This window comes from Amphritea sp. (assembly GCF_050300915.1).
Lineage (GTDB): Bacteria > Pseudomonadota > Gammaproteobacteria > Pseudomonadales > Balneatricaceae > Amphritea.
Genome location: NZ_JBNKYN010000014.1, coordinates 26,178 through 47,317, shown reverse-complemented (window position 1 = coordinate 47,317; position 21,140 = coordinate 26,178). Strand labels below are relative to the sequence as shown.

At 54.0% G+C, this 21,140-nt stretch carries 14 protein-coding genes; 4 read left to right on the top strand and 10 right to left on the bottom strand.

All coding sequences use genetic code 11. The features are described 5' to 3' along the window. Window positions 1-39: 39 nt before the first annotated feature. From cydB to ACQY8X_RS05780, 5 genes are all read right to left on the bottom strand, one after another. Window positions 40-1,176, bottom strand: a complete 1,137-nt coding sequence (gene cydB, locus ACQY8X_RS05800; protein ID WP_428034205.1) for a cytochrome d ubiquinol oxidase subunit II — start codon at window positions 1,174-1,176, stop codon at window positions 40-42. Then, a complete protein-coding gene (locus ACQY8X_RS05795; protein ID WP_428034204.1) occupies window positions 1,169-2,737 on the bottom strand; it encodes a cytochrome ubiquinol oxidase subunit I in 1,569 nt (522 codons plus the stop codon). The genes cydB and ACQY8X_RS05795 overlap by 8 nt, the downstream gene beginning before the upstream one ends. A 475-nt stretch (window positions 2,738-3,212) precedes the next feature. Then, window positions 3,213-5,291: an EAL domain-containing protein gene (locus ACQY8X_RS05790; protein WP_428034203.1), complete on the bottom strand. Its 2,079-nt coding sequence runs from the start codon at window positions 5,289-5,291 to the stop codon at window positions 3,213-3,215. Window positions 5,292-5,296: 5 nt separating this feature from the next. Continuing rightward, window positions 5,297-5,866 carry a YfiR family protein gene (locus ACQY8X_RS05785; protein WP_428034202.1) on the bottom strand — a complete coding sequence of 190 codons (570 nt, stop codon included), beginning with the start codon at window positions 5,864-5,866 and terminating at the stop codon, window positions 5,297-5,299. A gap of 8 nt (window positions 5,867-5,874) precedes the next feature. After that, window positions 5,875-7,848 carry a TonB-dependent receptor plug domain-containing protein gene (locus ACQY8X_RS05780; protein ID WP_428034201.1) on the bottom strand — a complete coding sequence of 658 codons (1,974 nt, stop codon included), beginning with the start codon at window positions 7,846-7,848 and terminating at the stop codon, window positions 5,875-5,877. 249 nt (window positions 7,849-8,097) lie between these two features. Between ACQY8X_RS05780 and ACQY8X_RS05775 the strand changes: the two genes are divergently transcribed. The 3 genes from ACQY8X_RS05775 to ACQY8X_RS05765 are packed head-to-tail and all read left to right on the top strand — an operon-like array spanning window position 8,098 to window position 12,434. Beyond that, complete coding sequence (locus ACQY8X_RS05775) at window positions 8,098-8,817, top strand: ABC transporter ATP-binding protein (RefSeq protein WP_428034200.1); 720 nt, start codon at window positions 8,098-8,100, stop codon at window positions 8,815-8,817. Between the two features lie 10 nt (window positions 8,818-8,827). After that, complete coding sequence (locus ACQY8X_RS05770; protein ID WP_428034199.1) at window positions 8,828-11,209, top strand: ABC transporter permease; 2,382 nt, start codon at window positions 8,828-8,830, stop codon at window positions 11,207-11,209. 7 nt (window positions 11,210-11,216) lie between these two features. Further along, window positions 11,217-12,434 carry an efflux RND transporter periplasmic adaptor subunit gene (locus tag ACQY8X_RS05765; protein ID WP_428034198.1) on the top strand — a complete coding sequence of 406 codons (1,218 nt, stop codon included), beginning with the start codon at window positions 11,217-11,219 and terminating at the stop codon, window positions 12,432-12,434. Window positions 12,435-12,453: 19 nt separating this feature from the next. Here the strand turns inward: ACQY8X_RS05765 and ACQY8X_RS05760 are convergent, their stop codons facing one another. The 3 genes from ACQY8X_RS05760 to ACQY8X_RS05750 form a co-directional block, all read right to left on the bottom strand. Further along, window positions 12,454-14,061 (bottom strand): NAD(P)/FAD-dependent oxidoreductase, encoded by a 1,608-nt coding sequence (locus tag ACQY8X_RS05760; protein WP_428034197.1) that lies wholly within the window; start codon window positions 14,059-14,061, stop codon window positions 12,454-12,456. A 123-nt stretch (window positions 14,062-14,184) separates the two neighbouring features. Then, entirely contained in the window at window positions 14,185-15,864 is a 1,680-nt protein-coding gene (locus ACQY8X_RS05755; RefSeq protein WP_428034196.1) for a formate--tetrahydrofolate ligase, read from the bottom strand. Between the two features lie 67 nt (window positions 15,865-15,931). Next, on the bottom strand, window positions 15,932-17,125 hold the full coding sequence (locus ACQY8X_RS05750) for a YbfB/YjiJ family MFS transporter (protein WP_428034195.1): 1,194 nt from the start codon (window positions 17,123-17,125) through the stop codon (window positions 15,932-15,934). A 104-nt stretch (window positions 17,126-17,229) separates the two neighbouring features. On the opposite strand from ACQY8X_RS05750, the gene ACQY8X_RS05745 reads away from it, so the two are divergent. Next, the gene (locus ACQY8X_RS05745; RefSeq protein WP_428034194.1) at window positions 17,230-18,012 is read left to right on the top strand and encodes an AraC family transcriptional regulator; all 783 of its coding nucleotides are present in this window, start codon (window positions 17,230-17,232) and stop codon (window positions 18,010-18,012) included. A 57-nt stretch (window positions 18,013-18,069) separates the two neighbouring features. On the opposite strand, the gene ribBA is transcribed toward ACQY8X_RS05745, so the two are convergent. Both ribBA and ACQY8X_RS05735 read right to left on the bottom strand, forming a co-directional pair. Further along, on the bottom strand, window positions 18,070-19,176 hold the full coding sequence (gene ribBA, locus ACQY8X_RS05740) for a bifunctional 3,4-dihydroxy-2-butanone-4-phosphate synthase/GTP cyclohydrolase II (RefSeq protein ID WP_428034193.1): 1,107 nt from the start codon (window positions 19,174-19,176) through the stop codon (window positions 18,070-18,072). Window positions 19,177-19,385: 209 nt separating this feature from the next. Then, a complete protein-coding gene (locus ACQY8X_RS05735; RefSeq protein WP_428034192.1) occupies window positions 19,386-21,008 on the bottom strand; it encodes a BCCT family transporter in 1,623 nt (540 codons plus the stop codon). Window positions 21,009-21,140: the final 132 nt, after the last annotated feature.

Below are 21,140 nucleotides of genomic sequence, written 5' to 3'. Positions count from 1 at the left end.
TTTATACAGAGACACTCCAGACTCGCGCATAGTCAGAATTTAATAGTTGGATACATTGTTCTGCTCAATAAAATCCGGCTCGATGCGGCGCCACATCTTCACATAACACCAGATGGTGTACAGCAGGATGATCGGCACGAAAACCACCGCAACCCAGAGCATGATCTCCAGCGTCAGTTGGCTGGAAGTTGCATCCCACAGGGTCAGACTACTGGCCATGTCGGTTGAGGATGGCATGACGAACGGGAACAGCGTGACCCCAGCCAGCAGAATGATACTGCTGATCGCCAGACTACTGGTTAAAAACGCCAGGCCATAACGTCCGGCCCAGGCGAGCAGGCTGGTCAGCAGTGGCAGCACTACCGCTGCTAATGGCAGCAACCAGAGCATTGGATAGAGGGCAAAATTACCAAACCAGTCCGCAGTCTGAACCACGCTCTTGTTCAGCGGGTTTGAGCTGGCATCGGTAATAACGTTGCTGCTGATGCTATAGCCAGGAATACTGGTGTATAACCACAGCCCCGCAACCACTAACAGGATGCTGAGCAACAGGCCGGTCAGGCCTGCGGTATTGCGGCTACGCTGCTGAATTGCACCGCCCGCCCGCATCTGTAACCAGACTGCGCCATGCAATACCAGCATCAGTACGCTGACCAGACCACAGACAATCGCAAATGGATTAAGTAGTGCCCAGAAGGAGCCGGTATAGGTCGAACGGGTCAGTTCATCAAAACTGAAGGGCAGGCCCTGGAACAGGTTGCCGAACGCCACCCCAAACACCAGCGCCGGTACAAAGGACCCCAGGCAAAGAGCCAGATCCCAGTTACTACGCCAGCGTTGTCCCGGCATTTTACTGCGGTATTCAAAGCCGATCGGACGGAAAAACAGGGCAAAGAGTACCAGTAGCATGGCCCAGTATAAGCCTGAGAAAGCGGTGGCATAGACCAGTGGCCAGGCGGCAAAAATAGCCCCGCCCGCAGTGATCAGCCAGACCTGGTTGCCGTCCCAGTGCGGACCGATAGTGTTGATAATAACCCGACGTTCAGTATCGTTTTTGCCCAGCAGCGGCAACAGAATAGCCACACCCAGGTCAAAGCCATCGGTAATGGCAAAGCCAATGAGCAGGACACCAACCAGTAGCCACCAGACCAGGCGCAAAGTTTCATAATCAAACATGCTGAGTTTCTCCTAGTGCTTCATCGTGATAGCGGCCGGTTTCCAGGGCGCTGGGGCCTTTGCGGATATATTTGACCATCAGGAAAATTTCAATACAAAGGAACGTGGTATAGAGCGCGGCAAATCCTGCGATGCTCAGCCACAGATCGGTTGCAGTCAGGGTCGAGGTGGCAACATAGGTTGGCAGAATTTCACCAATCGCCCAGGGCTGACGACCAAACTCCGCAATAAACCAACCGGTTTCTACGGCAATCCAGGGCAGCGGCAGGCAGAGCACCGCCAGTTTCAGCAGCCAGCGGGTTTTATACTCTCGACGCCGGGCCGTGTAATAGAACGCGGCAGCAAAGGTGAATAGCATGATCACGCTGGTTGCCACCATGATGCGGAAGGTCCAGAACATCGGTGCAACGGTGGGAATGGTATCCTTAGCTGCTGCCTTGATCTGTGCATCAGTCGCATCAGAGACATTGGGGGTAAAACGGGTGAGCAACAGCCCATATCCCAGATCGCCGCTCACCGCATTGAAGGCTTCCCGGTTGGCCGGCGTATCGTTGCCCTTGCGCAGTTGCTGTAGCAGGTCGTAGGCGACCATGCCGTTACGGATACGCACCTCATTCATCGCGATAAGGTCTTTAATGCCGGTAATCTCTTCATCCACCGAACGGGTGGCGATCAGACCGAGCACCCAGGGAATACGCACGGCATAGTCGGTGACTTGCTGTTCCTGGTTGGGCAGACCGACAAGGGTAAATGGCGCAGGAGCCGGGTGGGTTTCCCACTCGCCTTCGATGGCGGCCAGTTTAACCTTCTGCACATCACCGATCTCATAACCACTTTCGTCACCCAGCAAAATAACCGACAGCACCGATGCCAGACCAAACGCAGAGGCGATAGCAAATGAACGGCGGGCAAAGCCGACATCCCGATTGCGCAGCAGGTAGAGAGCACTGATTGAGAGCACAAAGATGGCACCGGTGACATACCCGGCGGAAACAGTATGCACAAATTTAACCTGAGCTACCGGGTTGAAAATGACATCGGCAAAACTGTCCATCTCCATGCGCATGGTTTCGAAGTTAAAGTAAGCCCCAACCGGATTCTGCATCCAGCCGTTCGCGATCAGAATCCACAGCGCGGAAAAGTTTGAACCGATGGCAACCAGCCAGGTAACACTCAGGTGTTGCACCCGGGTGAGCCGGTCCCAGCCGAAGAAAAACAGACCGACAAAGGTGGATTCCAGGAAGAACGCCATCAGGCCTTCTATCGCCAGCGGCGCGCCGAATATATCACCTACGTAATGGGAGTAATAAGCCCAGTTAGTGCCGAACTGAAACTCCATGGTGAGTCCGGTGGTGACTCCGAGAGCAAAGTTGATACCAAACAACTTGCCCCAGAAGCGGGTCATATCTTTATAAACCTGCTTGCCTGTCATTACATAGACTGACTCCATGATCGCCAGCATAAATGACAGCCCCAGCGTCAGGGGCACAAACAGAAAGTGATACATCGCGGTCAGGGCAAATTGCCACCGCGATAGCTCGACAACCGTTTCAGAAACCATAGTTCAAATACCTTCATTGATTCTGCTTGCAGACCGAAGAGAGCAACAATCGTGCAGAGCACAGAGGGATAGCTTATTGATAAATCCTATTATGTCATCCCAGCACGGACTGTACCAATCATGTAAAACAATTTAACTTTTTGTTTTATATGTTTTTATTATGAGGGGCCTCTTTTTTCAAGAGGGCTTTAGCAACAAACTATGCCATTATGACGCAAAAAATGTCAAAAAGGGCTGTGGCAAATAGCCACACGTCGGATTAAGACAAGAATGGCGCGCAATCTGAACGTTAAGTGTCGGTCAGAAATACTGCCGAGGCTTTTCTGAAGCATATTCTCTGCCATAAATCGGACCTGCGACATTATGTAGCGTGAGTTTACGGCAAAGGATGTGAGGGCGGGCCTGAGTGGAGATGCTTGTGACAACATTTATGACAGTTTTGTCGCATTATCTGTCGGGGGATGTGGTTGTGGTGTTACATCACCAATGTTGAATTTTGCTCCTCTATCAGCTGGATCAACTGCAGCAGTGGAACTGGCGGGCTGAACAGATAGCCCTGGACCTGATCGCAGTCATACATCCGCACAAAGGCCAGCTGCTCCTCTGTTTCAACCCCTTCGGCAACCACTTTCAGGTTAAGGTTATGGGCCATATCGATGATGGTTTTGACGATGACTTCATCGTCATGGTCGCTGCCGATATCGCGAATGAAGGAGCGGTCGATCTTCAGGGTATTCAGCGGCAGACGTTTCAGACGACTGAGTGATGAATAGGCGATGCCGAAGTCGTCAATGGAGATCTCCACTCCCAGGCCGCGAATCTCATTGAGCTGTTCCAGCAGTAATTCATTCTCCGTGGCCATAAAGGTTTCGGTGATTTCCAGCTCCAGGGCGGTACCCGGAAATCCGGTATCTGTCAGTATTTCAGCAATCCGTTTGTAGAGATCCCGGCGGATAAAGTGTGCCGGTGAGAAGTTAACCGAAAGCTGGATATGATCGCCAAACTGCTGGCGAACTTTGAGTATATCCTGGCACGCCTGGCGGATAACCCACTGATCGACCACCCCGATCAGCCCCTGATCCTCTGCCAGCGGAATAAACTCGTCCGGAGGGATCGCCCCCTCCTGAGGATCAAACCAGCGAATCAGCGCTTCTACGCCGACAATCTGCTGGCGATGGATACACCACTTTGGCTGATAGTAGACTTGGAAAAGCTGTTGATCGATCGCCTGTCTTAGCTTTTGTGCCAGGAAGATACGTCGTTCTGAGCGAATATTCATCTGTCGGGCAAAGAAGCTGAACTGGTTGCGCCCGGCAGCTTTAGAGCAATACATTGCGGTATCGGCGTGTTTCACCAGGGTGGTGGCGTCACTGCCATCAAGCGGATAGATGCTGATGCCAATACTGGTGGTCACCTGCAAATTAAACTCATGAATCACAATCGGATTCTGGATCGCCCTGATCAGTTTTGCAGCAATATCAGCGGCCTGATCCTGAGAGGTGTTGACCGCCAGCACGGCAAACTCATCGCCACCGAGGCGGGCCAGAGTATCACTGCTGCGCAGACATCTGCTCAGGCGGGATGAGAGCTCTACCAGCAGTCGATCGCCCATATCATGGCCCAGAGTGTCGTTGATATCCTTGAAGCGGTCGAGATCCAGAAACATGATCGCCAGTTGTTCGTCGCGCTGCTCAGCATAATTGATTGCTGTGCTGAGGTTGTTATCAAATGTGGCGCGATTGGGTAGCCCGGTCAGGCTGTCATGGAACGCCTGGTGCTCCAGTTGCTGTGTCAGCAGCAGTAGTTCAGCAGTGCGGTCTTTTACTTTCTCTTCCAATAGCTGGCGGGCTTTCTCCAGTTCGTTGTCCCTGGCCTGAATCTGTCCGATCATCTGGTTGAAGTCGGTTGCCAGACTGCCTATCTCATCTTTTGAACGATTGCGTACCCGTAATTGGTAGTTGCGGGTGCGGGTGATTTTTCGTGCAGTACTTGCCAGCTCAGAGATCGGCTGAGTAATGATGCGTTGCGCGACGCTGGAGAGCAGCAGGGCAACAATCAGTGACAGCAGAAACACGATAAACGCGATGCCTATCTGATCCACCTGTCGTGCTTTCAGACTGCTGAGATCAGAGAGCAGCAGTGTATAGCCGATGACGTCATGATCGATGGTTACCGGGCGTATCACATAGAGCGCATTATCTATCACGCCCTCGCTGTTGACCGGTAGCTCAGGTATTGGAATATGATAGGGCGAGTATTTTGCAAATAGCTGGCGGTCGGCATCATAGAGCACCGCCAGGATAATATTCTGGACATTATCCAGTGATTCAAGGGTTATCCGGGCCGATTCGGCATCGCCAAAGGTGAGTGCGGCAATTGAGTTGGTACTGATGATATCGGCCTGGGAACGAAGGGTTTCGGTCACCTGCAGTTTTGAATCGTACCAGTCATGCAGGGCAAAACCGGCGGTGGCCAGCGCCAATACGGTACTGCTTATCAGCAGTAGCAGTGACATCAGTTTGCGTCGCAGCGGGAGGCGTTTAAAAATGGACATCTGTTTCACCTCCTGATCGTGGCTAACTTGAGTAGTTCGGAACTGATGGTCAGTCCGTTACGGGTGACTTCGGGCAGGTAGATATCCAGCCCTATACGCGAACCCTGACGGATAAGGTTAACTGCCGCCCGGGAATCTGCAGGCCCGATAGAGTGACTTTGTGTCAGATCCGCTACGGTTAACACTGGCAAGGGGCCATGGTGCGCCAGATCATCAGAGAAGTTTCGGAGCTGACTCAGTGGAATGAGTAGCATAGCACAGGGCTCCGCTTCAGCCAGAGAGTCAATCAGCAGACCATCGACGACCCGGCTCTGTGCGCTCTTCCCGGCGATGGATTGAAACGCCTGCCGCAGCGGGTTTTCACGGTAATAACAGAGAGTCAGGTTAGTGGGGTTGTTCGCTATAGCCGGTTCAGGCCAGCGGACAAATTTGGCGATGTTAAACAAAATCGCCGCTTTTACCTGCTGTAGTTTTTGCTCATAGGGCTCCGCGTTAAGGTTGAGCGGATAAAGGCACACCAGCAGGGATAGCAGTGCCAGCCAATGCCGGTAAGAATTGAATGAAAAACGCGGCACAGCTCTCCTCATAGCAGATCATGATTCCATTGCAGCCGGAACCAGAGCTCTCTTTCACTGCGTTCATTATTGTACTGCTTGCCAAAGTCGGCGGCAGGGTCCATCACCCGCTTATCAAACAGGTTATCGATGCCAAACGAATAGTCCAGTTCCCGTGTTAGCTGACCTGCGCCAAACAGGTTTACCGTGGTAAATGACTCAGCGGCATCATCATAGCTGTTGGTATCGGTGCGGCTGCTGCTATAGATCAGGCTGACACCGAGCAGATGATTGTGACTGATCTGGTAATCGCTTTGCAGGCTACCTGTCCAGGCTGCCAGATAGGGCAGAGAGCCTTCATCTGAGTCGGTCTGAAGATAGCTGATGCCGAATCGGGAGTGAAGTTTTTGCGTGCTCCGCAGGTTTAATAACAGTTCGGCCCCATGCAAATGATAAACCTGATCGCTATTGGCAAAGTATTCATCGCTACTGACCAGTCCGGGAGTGGGAACCTCCTGAATAAAATCATCAATCTGGCTTTTGAACAGATTGATATTCACGCTGGCCTCATCCCACTGGTACAGATAGCCCAGCTCGGTCATCGTTAGCTGTTCCGCATTCACATGTGGTGGCTGGAAATTGGTGCCCTCCAGTACTTTCAGGTACTCCCTGAAGTCGGGGGTGCGGATCGCGGTACCATGCTGCAACTTCCAGGTTTGTTGATTATCCGGGGTGTATATCAGGGCTTCCCGATGGTTAAAGTAGCCGCCAAACTGTTCAAAGTAGTCATACCGGCCACCAATGGTGAGACTCAGGTCCGGGCGAAGTTGCCAGATGTCCTGAGCAAATGCCGCATAGTCATTGTTGGTTATGCCGGGCTCAGAGAGCAGATTACCGGTTTCGGACGGGGTAAGAAAACCGCGGGAGTAATGGTAGTTGCGGGTATAGTCACTGCGTTTCGCTTTTTCATAGGTCCAGCTGATACCGCTCGCCAGGGTGTGCTCCTGAAACTGTTTCAGCAGGGTTAGCGAGGCTCCTGCCATAATACCGTTCTGATGTTCCTCATAGCCTGATGCCTGCGTGATCTGCTCCCGCTCATATTCCCGGGTATTATCTTTCTGATAGTAGAAGGTGCTTTCCAGTTGTCCTGCATCGATGGACCCCGTCTCATAATGTGCCGATAGATTGAGAAAATCACTGTCGATATAGGCATCCTGAGTGGCGGGGATGAAGAGAAAAGGGGTCTCGCTTCGGTTGTAATCCAGTTGCAGTGTCAGTCGTGGCAGTGGCTGCGCTTTAAAATGAAGATAGCTGTAGTCCTCATCCAGCGGTTGCAGTGACTCGCCGCCGATAAAGCTCTTGCGGTCAGAACGGAAGGGGGCATCCTGCTCAAGGTGGCTGGCAAATAGCTGCAGCTTGTCACTGTTGTAGAGGGCTGTGCCTTTGGTCCGCTGGTTGCTGCCCGCTTCCAGGCCCATCTCCAGCTGCTCCGTATGACTGAAGCTGCGGGTGGTGACGGAGATGATTCCGGCAAAGGCGTTGGCTCCATAGAGGCTGGATGCAGGACCGAGAATAACCTCAACAGTTTCGATCAACTCCAGCGGCAGGTTGTCCCCAAGGCTGAAATGGTTGTAGTAGAGCTGGCGTACCCGCACGCCGTCAACCATCAGCACCATCTTGTCGTTGGAACGGTCAAGCACGCCTCTGGCCCAGATTGAGCGGTGCCGTTTACGGTATTGATTCAACTGCAGGCCGGGGACAAACTGCAGCAGGTCATCCAGCCGCCTCACACCATAGCGATTAAAGTCGTCACGGCTGAAGGTGTAGACCGTTCCCGGGGCTTTGTTGACCTGCGTGGGCACCAATGAGGCCGACGTAAAGACGTCCATCGCCACTAACTCTTTCAGGGAGAGATCACTGAAATCCTGCTCGGCAGCCCGGGGGCTGTTGGAGATAAAGAAAGCTGAGTAAACAAGCAGTGGTATGACACTGTTTCTCGACATGCGTTTTTCCGGAGCAGGAGCCAGATTTGCATCAATGGCAATATTTATTAGATAACGTTATTTGCTAGTGTGAGACTCCTTTCTCTAAAAAAGCGTTAAGCTTTCCCCATGATACAGAAAACCCAACAGGGAGAAACTATTCTGTGACTAAACACTACACAAATAGTCGTTCTGCAGGAAATTCTGTGCACGCTCGCGTTTCTCTATGTACCCTTACCGTTAACTGTAATCAACACAGAAGTGCCGCCGATGGACTCAGACAATAGCCGTATTGCTTATCGTACCCGGGGACTGACCAAGGTGTATGGTCAGGGTAGCGCCGCAGTACACGCGTTGCGGGGCGTCGATCTGCTGATTCCTGAGGGGGAGTTGGTGGTGCTGTTAGGGGCTTCTGGCAGTGGTAAATCGACCCTGCTTAATATTCTGGGGGGGCTGGATCAGCCAACCGCAGGCGAGGTACAGTTTTTCGACCACAGGCTAAGCCGCATGGATGACAGCGCGCTGACCCTCTATCGCCGTGACCATGTTGGCTTTGTCTTCCAGTTTTATAATCTGATGCCCAGTCTGACCGCCCGGGAGAATGTTGAGCTGGTGACGGAGATCGCCGATAACCCCTTAACCGCCGCAGAGGCTCTGGCGCTGGTGGGGCTGGCAGAGCGGATGGATCACTTTCCTGCGCAACTTTCCGGAGGTGAGCAGCAGCGGGTAGCGATTGCCCGGGCGGTGGCAAAACAGCCCCGGGTGCTATTCTGTGATGAACCCACCGGCGCGCTGGATAGCACCAGTGGCAGACAGGTGATGGAGGTGTTGCAGCAGGTGAATCAGACCCTGGGTACGACAGTGGTCATTATTACCCATGCGGCGACAATCGCGGGTATGGCCGACCGGGTGATCCACTTTGCCGATGGCCAGATACGCGAGACAGTGCTGAATAGTGAGAAATCGCTGGCCCGGGATCTGGTCTGGTGAGGGCGGCATAATGGCGCTGCTGACATGGCTCTCCCCCCTTGGCCGTAAACTGCTGCGGGACCTGTGGCGCATGAAAGGTCAGGCGCTGGCGATTGCGCTGGTGATTGCCCTGGGGGTATTGATGCTGGTGATGATGAACGGCCTGGTTCGCTCACTGGAGGATACCCGTAGTGCCTATTATGAACGCCACCGGCTGGCGCAGGTGTTTGCGCCGCTGCAGCGGGCACCGCAATCCCTGCTATCCCGGGTGGCAGCTATTGAGGGCGTCTCGGTGGCGGTGGGCCGGGTAACCGGCAGCGCGCTGATCAATCTGCCCGGTCAGCGGCTGCCGCTGAGTGCTCAGGCGGTCTCGTTGCCGGATCAGGGGGAAGCCCGGTTAAATGATCTCTATCTCAGTGCGGGACGCCGACCCGATCCGACCCATGAGGATGAGATTATCCTGCTACAGGACTTTGCTAAAGCCCATGGCTTGCAGCTGGGTGATCCCCTGTCAGCAACGATGCATGGTGCCCGCCGAACCTTTCGTATTGTTGGTCTGGCGCAGGCTCCAGAGTTTCTCTATGCCGCCGCGCCGGGTGAATTTGTTCCAGATGATGCCCGGTTTGCCGTGATCTGGATGAGTCAGACCGCACTGGCCGCGGTGTACGATATGAAGGGGGCCTTTAATCAGCTGTTACTGGGCACCCGGGCAGAGAGTTCACTTCCGGCGATTCTTGACCGGGTCGATGCCTTGCTACAGCCTTATGGTGGTGTAGGGGCATATGGCCTGGCGGATCACGTTTCCAATCGCTTTATTGAGGAGGAAATCAGCGGGCTGCGAGTCTCCAGCCGCACCGTACCGCCGGTATTTCTGGCAGTGGCGGCTTTTCTCCTCAATATCGTTATCTCCCGGATGATTCAGGCCGAGCGCAGCCAGATCGGGCTGCTGAAAGCGTTTGGCTACCGGGATATTGAGATCACCCTGCACTACCTTAAGTTTGTTATTGTGATCGCCGTCAGCGGTGCCCTGCTGGGCTGTTTTCTGGGGGTGATGTCGGGGCGCAGTCTGGCACAGCTGTATCAGAGCTATTACAAGTTTCCATTTCTGCTGTTTCAGATCGACCCCATGACCTTTGTGATTGGTATTCTGGTGAGCATTCTGGCCGCAGCTGCCGGAGGGATGCTGGTGCTGAGGTCGGTGTTTCGCCTTAGCCCTGCGGTGGCGATGCAACCCCCCACACCGGCTGATTACAGCCGTTCGCGGGCGCTGACCGGATTTATAAAACGCCGGCTGGATCAGCCCGGACGGATGGTTGCCCGACGCTTGTTGCGTCAGCCCGGCCGGGCCGCTGGCGGCATAGTTGGCATCGCCGCAGGGATGTCTCTGGCGGTGGCAATGCTGAATGTCATGAGCGCATTTGATCAGACCCTGGCCTTAAGTTTTAACCTGATCGACCGCAGCGATCTGGCGGTGAGTTTTGTCGAACCTCTGGCTGACAAAGTGGTCTTTGAGCTGCAGAGTATTGATGGGGTTATCGAGGTTGAGGCGCAGCGTACTGTGGCGGTCAGATTCCGCAATGGTCAGCACAACTATCGTGGTGCGATTATCGGATTACCGGCTAACGCCCGGCTTAACCGCGCGCTGGATAGTCAGCAACGGGTCATCCCGATGCAGCCCCGCGGGGTGGTGTTGGGCAGCGCGCTGGCGGATATCCTTCAGGTGAAAACCGGCGATCTTCTGGATATCGATGTGCGCGAGGGCCGTCAGCCACAGTTGCAGATACCGGTAACCGGGGTGGCGGATACCCTGATCGGCTCACCCGCCTATATGGCGCTGGATAGCCTTAATCGGGCTCTGGGCGAACCCAACCGGGTATCCGGTGCTTATCTGCGTATCGATAGCGCCCGGCAGGAGGCTATCTACAAGCGGATTAAGGGGTTGCCGGGGATTGCCGCTGTCAGTCTGAAACAGGACGCCCGTGAAGCGTTTCAGCGGCTGATCGATAGCAGTGCTGGCGCGGTGCGCTATCTGATGGCGGCGATAGCCGCAGTGATCACCTTTGGGATAGTCTATAACAGTGCGCGGATCGCCTTTGCCGACCGCGCCCGGGACCTTGCCAGTCTCCGGGTGATCGGTTTTACCCGAGGGGAGGCGGCATTTGTACTGCTGGCAGAGCTGGGTATTATTACCCTGCTGGCGCTGCCGCTCGGAGGGCTGCTTGGCTATTTTCTGGTGTATGCCATAGCGGAGGGCTTCAGTACCGATCTCTATCGGGTTGCTGCGGTCTTTGTGCCTCAGAGCTATGGCATCGCGGCGCTGGCGGTGATTATTGCCGCGCTGCTGTCGGGCTGGTTGGTAAAGCGGGATATTGACCGCATCGACCTGGTCTCGGCATTAAAAATAAGGGAGTAACAGTGTTATGGGATCAAAACGGTCGGGTCGCTGGATATTACTGGGCAGTGTCGTCGTGGTGCTGTTGCTGCTGGTGTGGGCGTTTATGCCCCGGCCGTTGCTGGTGGATATTGGCACAGTACAGCGCGCAGCCATGCTGGAAACCATTGACGATGAAGGCAAAACCCGGGTGCGTGATGCCTATGTGGTCTCGACGCCGGTGACCGGACGCTTGCTGCGTATCGAGGTAGAACCGGGCGATCCGGTGCTTCAGGATGAGACCGTGGTGGCGCGAATGCTGCCTGCCAACCCTGTCGCCCTGGATAGTCGCAGTCGTGAACAGGCGCGCGCCGCGGTGGCCTCCGCCGAAGCGGCTGTGCGACTGGCGCAGGCTGAGCTGAACAAAGCGCGGGCTGATGCCGACCTGAGCCGCACCGAACTGCAGCGGATGACCGAGCTGCAGCAGCGGGGCGCGGTCAGTGATGCCGCGCTGGATAACGCGAAACAGGTGTGGCGCTCGGCCAGTGCTCAGCTGGATATGGCGAAGGCTTCCATCTCAATGCGTCAGGCGGATCTGGCCAGTGCCCGCGCACAGCTGATCACCTTTGTGCCGGGGCAGGTTGATAACCGCGATGCGCAGTCCGGGGTGATCAATATCGTCGCACCCCATTCCGGCAGTATTTTACGGGTCTTACAGGAGAGCGAAACCACGCTGCCAGCCGGTCAGGCGATTCTCGAAATCGGCGATATCAACGAAGAGCTGGAGGTAGTGGTTGAGCTGCTCTCAACGGATGCCGTCAGGGTTAAACCCGGCAACCGGGTCATGATCGAAAACTGGGGAGGACCACAGACACTGGAGGGGCGCGTCGAGAAAGTTGAACCCTGGGGCTTTACCAAGTACTCCGCTCTGGGGGTTGAAGAGCAGCGGGTGAAAACCACCATCCGTTTTGTCAGTGATAAAACCCAGCGGGCCAGTCTTGGGCATGGCTTTCGCGTTGAAGCCCGCATCGTCGTCTGGGAAACCACAGATGCGCTGATCGTGCCATCCAGCGCACTACTCAGGGCAGGAAGCCACTGGGCGGTCTATCGGGTTGAGTCAGGTAAGGCGAGGCAAAAAATCGTGCAGGTGGGGCATAACAACGGCATCAGTGCAGAGGTGACCAACGGCCTGAAGGTGGGCGACCAGGTGGTGCTTTATCCCCCAGCAGAGCTGAGTGACGGCGGCCGGGTTAAACCCCGGCTCTGATTCATTGTTGGCTTATGACTTAGCTTTGCTGCTCATTTATGCTCATCGCAATCGCTTCAGCAATCTTAATACCATCGATCGCAGCGGACATAATCCCTCCAGCGTAACCGGCACCTTCACCTGCAGGGTAGAGTCCGCGGGTGTTGATGCTCTGCATATCATAGCCGCGCTTGATTGAAACCGGCGAAGAGGTGCGGGTTTCAACGCCGGTTAGCAGCGCATCATCCTTGGCAAAGCCTCTGATCTTCTTATTAAACTCGGGAATGGCTTCACGAATCGCTTCGATACAGAAGTCCGGCAGGGCTTTGGACAGGTCGGTTAACTTAATCCCCGGCTTGAATGATGGTTGTACGCTGCCGAGTTCTTCTGAGGTCGAGCCTTTCAGGAAATCGCCGACTTTCTGTGCCGGAGCATCATAATTTTCACCCCCCATCAGGTAGGCGTTGCTCTCCAGTTGGCGTTGAAACTCCACACCTGCCAGAGGATGGCCGGGATAGTCTGAAGGGTCGATACCGACCACGATAGCGCTGTTGGCGTTGCGTTCCTGACGGGAGTACTGGCTCATGCCGTTGGTAACCACCCGGCCCTCTTCGGAAGAGGCGGCCACTACGGTGCCTCCCGGACACATACAGAAACTGTATACCGAGCGGCCACTTTTACAGTGGTGCACCAGTTTATAATCGGCAGCGCCGAGAATCGGATGTCCGGCATTTTTGCCAAAGCGGGCGTCATCAATCAGGGATTGTTCGTGTTCAATCCGAAAGCCCACCGAGAACGGTTTCGCTTCCATATAGACGCCCTTGTCATAGAGCATCTGGAAGGTATCCCGGGCGCTGTGGCCGATCGCCAGGGCGATATGTTCTGAGCGGATCGTTTCACCGCTGGAGAGGGTGATACCGGTGACCTGTCCCGCTTCGATCAGCAGGTCATCTACCCGGGCACTGAAGCGGATCTCGCCGCCCAGTTCGATAATCTTTGCGCGGATCTTTTCCACCATCGACACCAGCCGGAAGGTGCCGATATGAGGCTTGCTGACATACATAATCTCTTCCGGCGCACCGGCGTCGACAAATTCGGTCAGCACTTTGCGGCTGTAATGATGCGGGTCTTTGACCTGAGTGTAGAGCTTGCCGTCGGAGAACGTTCCGGCACCGCCCTCGCCAAACTGTACGTTGGACTCGGTGTTGAGTTTTTTCTGCCGCCAGAAGCCAAAGGTATCTTTAGTGCGCTGACGCACCTCTTTACCCCGTTCGATAATCAGCGGCTTATAGCCCATCTGTGCCAGTACCAGACCGGCGAGGATGCCGCAGGGGCCAAAACCGATCACCAGCGGGCGCTCCTGCAGATCGGCCGGAGCCTGAGCAACAAACTTGTACTCCATATCCGGGGTTGGGCGAATCGACTGATTACCCACATGCTTTTGCAGCAGCTGTTCGTTAATAGTGGTGTCGACATCGAGGGTATAGATCAGAAAGATGGTGTTCTTTTTCCGTGCATCATAACCCCGGCGGCATATGTTAACCGCCGTTAACTGCTCAGCGGTAATGCCGAGAGTGGTTAAAATAGCATCGGTGAGCGCCTGATCATCATGATCAAGTGGCAGTTTAATATTAGAAACACGTATCATCTGAAAAATCCGCAATAGGCGAGCGGCAATAAGCACGGCTCTGACGTTACTTGGTTATAGTAAAGGCGGCATTTTACTGTATTTATGCGTCGGTTGCTGAAATGTTTAAGCCGTGCAGATTTTCTATTCCAGCCCTTCAATCACGCCGCTGTTGAGTAAACGCATCTTGTTGGCCGCAGGTTGTTTCGGCAGGCCGGGCATGCGCAGGATGTCGCCGGTAAGAATCACCAGAAAACCGGCACCGGCATTGATCTGAATCGCCCGCACGGTGACCTCAAAGTCTCTGGGCCGGCCATGCAGTAACGGGTCATCCGACAGTGAGCTGGGTGCTTTGGCGATACAGACAGGCAGCTGGGTCAGCCCCAGTTGCTCGACCAGCTTGAGATCACGGGCGGCCTCTTTGGTAAAGGCGACATCGTCGGCACCATACATCTGTTTGCACACCGCCCGTACTTTTTCCAGCACGGGCATGTCCGGCTCATAGAGCGGTTTAAATGGCTGGTTCTGGGTGACTGAGTCTATTACCGCCTGGGCCAGTTCAATGGCCCCTTTGCCGCCATCGGCATGATGGGTGGTTTCAGCAAATGCCACTCCCAGCTCAAGGCAGCGTTGACGAATAATCGCGACTTCGGCATCGGTGTCGGTGGCAAAACGGTTGAGTGCCACCACCGGTTGCTTATTAAACAGCATGACACTTTCAATATGCTTATCCAGATTGCCGAGGCCGAGCTTCACAGCGCTGAGATCTTCCGCTTCCAGCGCGTTTTTCTGTTTGCCGCCATGCATCTTCAGCGCCCGCACCGTGGTCACCAGCACCACTGCATCTGGATCTAAATTGGCAATTCTGCACTTAATATCGAAGAACTTTTCCGCCCCCAGATCGAAGCCAAAGCCCGCTTCGGTGATCGCCCAGTCGGCATATTGCATCGCCATCCGGGTGGCGATAACACTGTTGCAGCCGTGGGCGATATTGGCAAAGGGACCACCGTGAACAAACGCCGGGGTGCCCTCAAGGCTTTGTACCAGATTCGGCTGCAGGGCATCCCGCAGCAATGCCATCATCGCCCCGGTGATCTCAAGCTGCTTTGCATACACCGGCTCATTGGCATAGGTAAAGCCGATCAGCGTGCGGTCAAGGCGTTGTTGCAGGTCTTCGGCATCTTCCGCCAGGCAGAGCATCGCCATCACCTCAGAGGCGGCGGTAATATCGAAGCCGCCCTCCCTGGGCGTGCCCTGCAGCTTGCCGCCCAGTCCAAGAACGATCTTTCGCAGACTGCGGTCATTCATATCCATCACCCGCCGCCAGACAATCTGCCGGGGATCAATACCCAGTTCATTACCGTGATAGATATGGTTATCCAGCGCTGCTGAAAGCAGGTTATTGGCGCTGGTGATCGCATGGAAATCGCCGGTAAAGTGCAGATTGATGCGGTCGGCGGGCATGATCTGGCTGTAACCACCACCGGTGGCACCGCCTTTCATTCCCAGGCAGGGCCCCAGTGATGGCTCCCGCAGGGCCATACACACCGATTCGTTTAGTTGTGAAAACGCCTGTGCCAGACCAATGGTCGTGGTGGTTTTACCTTCGCCGGAGGGCGTCGGGGTGGTGGCAGACACCAGAATCAGCTTGCCCGGCTTACGACCGTTCTCTGTCAGCGCCCGCAGATCGACCTTGGCGATATCCCGGCCATAATGGTTCAGATAATGTTCCCCGATTCCCAGTTTCTCTGCGATCTCAGAGATGGGGTGGGCTGTGAACTGTAGCGCGATCTCGACATCGGTGGGCATAACTGGCTCCTTCATTATCATCCACTTCACTAAACATGGAGATAAAACCGACTGGCGTCAATTTATTCAGGGGGAGATATCACTAAACGCTGTTGTTTATCGCTGCTGATAGTTCTGCTTGCTGCTCGATTCGTTGTGCGATTAACAGCGCGACGCTGCCACTCAACATTACGATCAGTGTCAGTATCAGGCCGTTATTGAAATTGCCATAATACTCGGCCATCAGGCCTACGATAGCCGGGGCGATGACCTGGGCAATACCGTAACTGAAGGTGAGCCGGCTCATCGGTCTGGAGGGATTATCCGGAAACAGCCGCCCGACCATCGACAGCATCATACCGACGATACCGATAAAACTGGCGCCATAGATCAGGGCGCTGATGATCACCGCCATCAGTTGATGGCTGAGTAACAGAATCAGAATGCTCAGGGCATTGAGCAGGTAAGCGGCAAACAGGGCCTGCCACTGGCCAGTAATATTGATCACTTTATCCCATAATGCGCTGGCCGGGGCGCAACTCAACCCGGCAACCAGCCAGATCATCCAGCCCTGTCCTGCCAGGGCATCAATACTTTCTGCAATGGTGATGAGAAATGTGGCTGAGATCACATAACCGGCACCGGCACAGAAATAGGCCAGTTGCAGAACCGGCATAAAAGAGGAGGGCATCGGGATCTGCCGGGTATGGTGTTTAGGCAGTGATTGCTCAGCACTGAAGTCCGGTAACCACAGCCAGACAGGCAGAATCAGTAACAGGGTGACGCCGCCATAGATCAGCCACTGTTGCTCCCAGGTGAATATATCTTTAATGATAACCGCGAGAATAGCCGTGATCACGATGCCGATACCCAGCCCGGAAAAGAAGATACCCAGTTCTGCTTTGTGATTGCGCTTCATCAACCAGTGCATCAGTAAGCCCCCTCCCAGCAACATCCCGGCTGAGCTGCTAAGACCTGACAGATAGCGCAGCAGATACCAGACCGGTTCGGACGTTGTCAGGGCCATCGCCATGCTGGTCAGCACTGCGCTGAGCAGGCCGATTTTATACAGCCGGGCTTTCAGTGCCAGGCTGTGGATAAATGAGATCAGCAGCGCGCCGCTGAGATAACCGGCATAGTTGGCCGCCGCCAGATAGCCCGCCACCGATTCGCTCAGACCGACCCCCCGGGCCATCTCCGGAATCATCGGGGTATAGGCAAAACGGGCGATGCCTATAGTGGCAACTACACCTAAAACACAGGTGAGCAGCATGCGGAATTTACTGATCTCTGGCATGGTTAATTCCCGACAGTATAAATAGGGGTAGGCTACCGGATACGGTCTCTGTTATCTTTCTATAAAATGACAGAATGTGTATAGAACAGGACAGCTGGAAGATAATGTTGGATGTTTCACACGAACTGAGTCTTTTAACCATGCAATCCCTGCCCCGGGAGCTGTACGTGCGTCAGGAGACGATGCCTGCCGGGCACTTTTTTCCGCCGCACCGGCATGACTGGCATCAGCTGCTCTATGCGGTATCCGGGGTGCTGGTGGTGGACCTCATTGGTGAACGCTATTTTATTCCGCCGGAGCAGGCGATCTGGCTCCCCCGGGGCTGTCAGCACCGTGTTTACACCGAGTATGGCGCGGAGCTGAAAAGTCTCTATCTTGACGCGGGTTATCAGGGGCTGACGTCAGAAACGGCTGTTGTGTTGCAGGTGACACCGCTGTTCCGTGAATTGATACTGACGGCCGCGGGGTTTTCGGTCGAATATCCGATACAAGGCTATGAAAATGATCTGGTTCAGCTGCTGTTGCGGACCCTGGAGCGTCTCGAACGGAATGACCGATATCTGCCCTGGCCGGTCAGCGAAGATCTGATTAGCCTGTGTAACCGGCTCTATGAGCAGTCTGACAGTAGTGAAACATCGGAACAACTGGCCGCCGGGCTGGCGGTTTCATTACGAACTCTGGATCGCCGTTTTCGCCGGGAAACCGGCATGTCCCTGAAACAGTGGCGCTTGCAGCTACGCCTGATGCAGGCGATAGAGCTGCTTAATACCGGTCAGAGTATCACTGCAATCGCCCTGGAGCTTGGTTATAGCTCACCTTCGCCCTTTATCTATATGTTTCGGGAGCAGTTTGGCGTCAGTCCGGCGCAGTATCGAAAGCAGAGATAGTCTCTGGCGTCGTTGCAACGCGATTAAATCTTCAGAGAGGCTTTCCAGACGGCCTGGTCAGGCTTGCTGCGCAAAAGGAATGGTTTCAACAACCTCAAGATCATAGCTTTCCAGTCCGGTGAAACGCCAGGGCGGGCCCAGATGACGAATTTTACGGACACCAAGATTCTTCAGAATCTGCGCGCCGGTACCCACATCTGCAAAGGTTTTTTTAAGCATATCTTGTGGTTCCCTTACCCGTTGAGGAGCCCGCTGTAGCAAGCTGGCAGCCGTATCACTGTTACCCAGGGCAATCACCACGCCTCGGCCCTCGCTGGCAACTTCTTCCAGTGCGGCCCATAAACTCCAATTCTGTGGGTCATGGTACTCAGCACCAATCAGATCACGTAGTGGGTCAATTACATGAACCCGCACCAGTAGCGCTTCTTGTTCAGTCACTTCACCCATGACCAGGGCGATATGTACTGTATCATCGAGTTTGTCCTCAAACGTGATCATATTAAATTCACCATGCACCGTCGGTAACGACTGTTCACCAATGCGGGTGATGGTTGTTTCTGTTGCCAGACGGTACTGGATCAGATCCGCAATGGAGCCAATTTTGAGCTCATGCTTGGCGGCAAACGTTTCCAGATCAGGTCGGCGTGCCATCGTGCCGTCATCATTCATTATTTCCACAATCACAGCTGAAGGGATATATCCGGCCAGCGATGCGAGATCACAACCCGCCTCAGTATGCCCAGCGCGGGTCAATACGCCACCTTTCCGGGCTCGCAATGGGAAAATATGTCCCGGCTGAACGAGGTCGTCTGGCCTGGCGGTTGTTGCAACTGCTGCACGTACCGTTTCTGCGCGATCTGCAGCTGAAATACCAGTCGTTACATTGTGCGCTGCATCGATAGACAGTGTAAAAGCAGTACCGTAAGCACAGCCATTTTCCGGCACCATCATGGGCAGACCCAACTGATCACAGCGGGCTTCATCAAGTGTTAAACAGATAAGGCCCCGGGCATGAGTTGCCATGAAGTTGATGGCTTCCGGGGTAACGGCTTCCGCCGCCATGACCAGATCTCCTTCATTTTCTCTGTCCTCATCATCCACCAGAATCACCATCCGACCCTTGCTGATCTCTGCGATGATCTCTTCGCTACTGTTAAATTGCATAGTACCTGCGTGTTTGAAAATTGCTCAGCCAAAAGGTGGAGCCTGATTGATCATCCGAACGAACCTTTTTTGTAAGGATTAATCGGTTTTGGCTTCACGTTTTATCTGTAAAAAAGCGGTCGTTATGACCGCTAAAGGTGACTCAGGAGAGGCCTCCTGAATGTTGAACAGCTCCATCTGTTGCATGGAGCTGCTCATGCGGATTTAGATCAGGTTGAGACCTTCGCTTCTGCCGGCAACAGCGCATCCTTTTCTCCGGTCTCAGGCTGTTGCGGTGTGGTGTTGTAAACCACACCATTGGCCTCATCATTGAGTCCTTTCACCAGCGCAACACACATAAACAGAAGGACGACAGAAAAGGGTAGTGCCGCCGCAATTGATGCTGTTTGCAGGGCTTTCAGGCCGCCTGCCAGTAGTAACACTGCAGCAACTGCCCCCAGGCCCATGCCCCAGATAATTCGAAAGCGTTGCGGTGGGTTTTTGTCGCCCACAGAGAGGATGGTACAGATAACTAACGTCCCGGAATCAGCTGAAGTGACAAACCAGGTGATGATCATAAAGGTGGCCAGTGCCGACATTGGCCAGGTTAGCCAATCTACCCCAAGGGCTTCAATTGTCTTATAAAGTGCGGTTGTCATGTCGCTATTAACCGCTTCAACGATACCGCCGGCTCCGTATAGCTCCATATGCAGTGCCGTACCGCCGAAGATTACGATCCACAGGAAACCACCCAATGGCGGAATAATTAATGCTGATAATAAGAACTGACGGATAGTCCGGCCACGGGAGATACGCGCGATGAACATGCCCACCAGCGGGCCCCAGGATAACCACCATCCCCAGTAGAATATAGTCCACCATCCCTGCCACTGACCTTTGGGGTTTGGATCGGTCCACAGTCCCATCGGAATCAGATTCCACATGTAATCGCCAACACTGGTAACAAACATACCTAACAGGAATACAGTTGGCCCGGCCAGGAGGAAGAACAGAATCAGAATCGCACTGATGCGGATGTTCCAGATACTGAGGAACTTAATCCCTTTTTCAACACCCGATACTGCCGATAATGTCCCGATAACAGAGATGGTGGCAATCAGAATCACCTGAGTGGTTGTCGATATTTCCATACCGAACAGGTAGTTCAAACCTGCGTTCATCTGAGACACACCCAGGCCCAGTGTTGTTGCAGTGCCAAACAGCGTACTGAATATAGCCAGCAGGTCTACAGCGTGACCGATAGGTCCATATATCCGCTCACCCAGAAGCGGATAGAGAGCTGAGCGAATGGTGAGCGGCAAACCCCGGCGATAGGTGAAATAAGCCAGTGTCAGGCCAACAATTATATAGATAGCCCAGCCATGCAAGCCCCAGTGAAACAGGGTGATTCGCATGGCCATCTGAGCTGCTTCAGCGGTACCCGGCGCTATGCCCGCCATTTCGATAAATGGGTTGCCCTGAAAGTGGAAAATGGGTTCCGCTATACTCCAGAAGAGAATGCCGGTACCAATGGCACAGCTGAAAAGCATAGAAAACCAGGTCATGAAGCCAAATTCCGGTTTTTCATCGTCTTTACCCAGACGCAAATTGCCGAAACGACTGAAAGCCATCCAGATAGAGAAGAATAAAACCAGGCTGACGACGGTAACGTAGTACCAGTTCAGGGTTGTTTGAATCCAGGTTTTTATATCGCTATATATTCCGTTAGCGAAATCTACATTCATTACCGTGAAAAGAACAAAGGCTAAAACCATTGCTTTGGACGCTATCCCCATCCCGGGGTGGACCCCAAAGAAAAACCCCTTACTCGCTATTATTTTCTTGGGCTGCATCGCGCATATCCCCTTTATTATTTATTAATAGATGTTTATCGACTGCCCCGTTTATTCGGGGAAAACAGAAGCAAACCCGTGTAATCTCTCCTTTCTGTAATATGGTATACCATAATACAAATAAGCGATCAA

Bases quoted from the DNA above. Each gene is read 5' to 3' on its own strand.
- ACQY8X_RS05770 (WP_428034199.1), top strand. From the start codon at position 8,828: ATGGCGCTGCTGACATGGCTCTCCCCCCTTGGCCGTAAACTGCTGCGG.
- ACQY8X_RS05795 (WP_428034204.1), bottom strand. From the start codon at position 2,737: ATGGTTTCTGAAACGGTTGTCGAGCTATCGCGGTGGCAATTTGCCCTG.
- ACQY8X_RS05765 (WP_428034198.1), top strand. From the start codon at position 11,217: ATGGGATCAAAACGGTCGGGTCGCTGGATATTACTGGGCAGTGTCGTC.
- ACQY8X_RS05745 (WP_428034194.1), top strand. From the start codon at position 17,230: ATGTTGGATGTTTCACACGAACTGAGTCTTTTAACCATGCAATCCCTG.
- ACQY8X_RS05735 (WP_428034192.1), bottom strand. From the start codon at position 21,008: ATGCAGCCCAAGAAAATAATAGCGAGTAAGGGGTTTTTCTTTGGGGTC.
- ACQY8X_RS05775 (WP_428034200.1), top strand. From the start codon at position 8,098: ATGGACTCAGACAATAGCCGTATTGCTTATCGTACCCGGGGACTGACC.
- ribBA (WP_428034193.1), bottom strand. From the start codon at position 19,176: ATGCAATTTAACAGTAGCGAAGAGATCATCGCAGAGATCAGCAAGGGT.
- ACQY8X_RS05755 (WP_428034196.1), bottom strand. From the start codon at position 15,864: ATGAAGGAGCCAGTTATGCCCACCGATGTCGAGATCGCGCTACAGTTC.
- ACQY8X_RS05790 (WP_428034203.1), bottom strand. From the start codon at position 5,291: ATGTCCATTTTTAAACGCCTCCCGCTGCGACGCAAACTGATGTCACTG.
- ACQY8X_RS05750 (WP_428034195.1), bottom strand. From the start codon at position 17,125: ATGCCAGAGATCAGTAAATTCCGCATGCTGCTCACCTGTGTTTTAGGT.
- ACQY8X_RS05780 (WP_428034201.1), bottom strand. From the start codon at position 7,848: ATGTCGAGAAACAGTGTCATACCACTGCTTGTTTACTCAGCTTTCTTT.
- cydB (WP_428034205.1), bottom strand. From the start codon at position 1,176: ATGTTTGATTATGAAACTTTGCGCCTGGTCTGGTGGCTACTGGTTGGT.
- ACQY8X_RS05760 (WP_428034197.1), bottom strand. From the start codon at position 14,061: ATGATACGTGTTTCTAATATTAAACTGCCACTTGATCATGATGATCAG.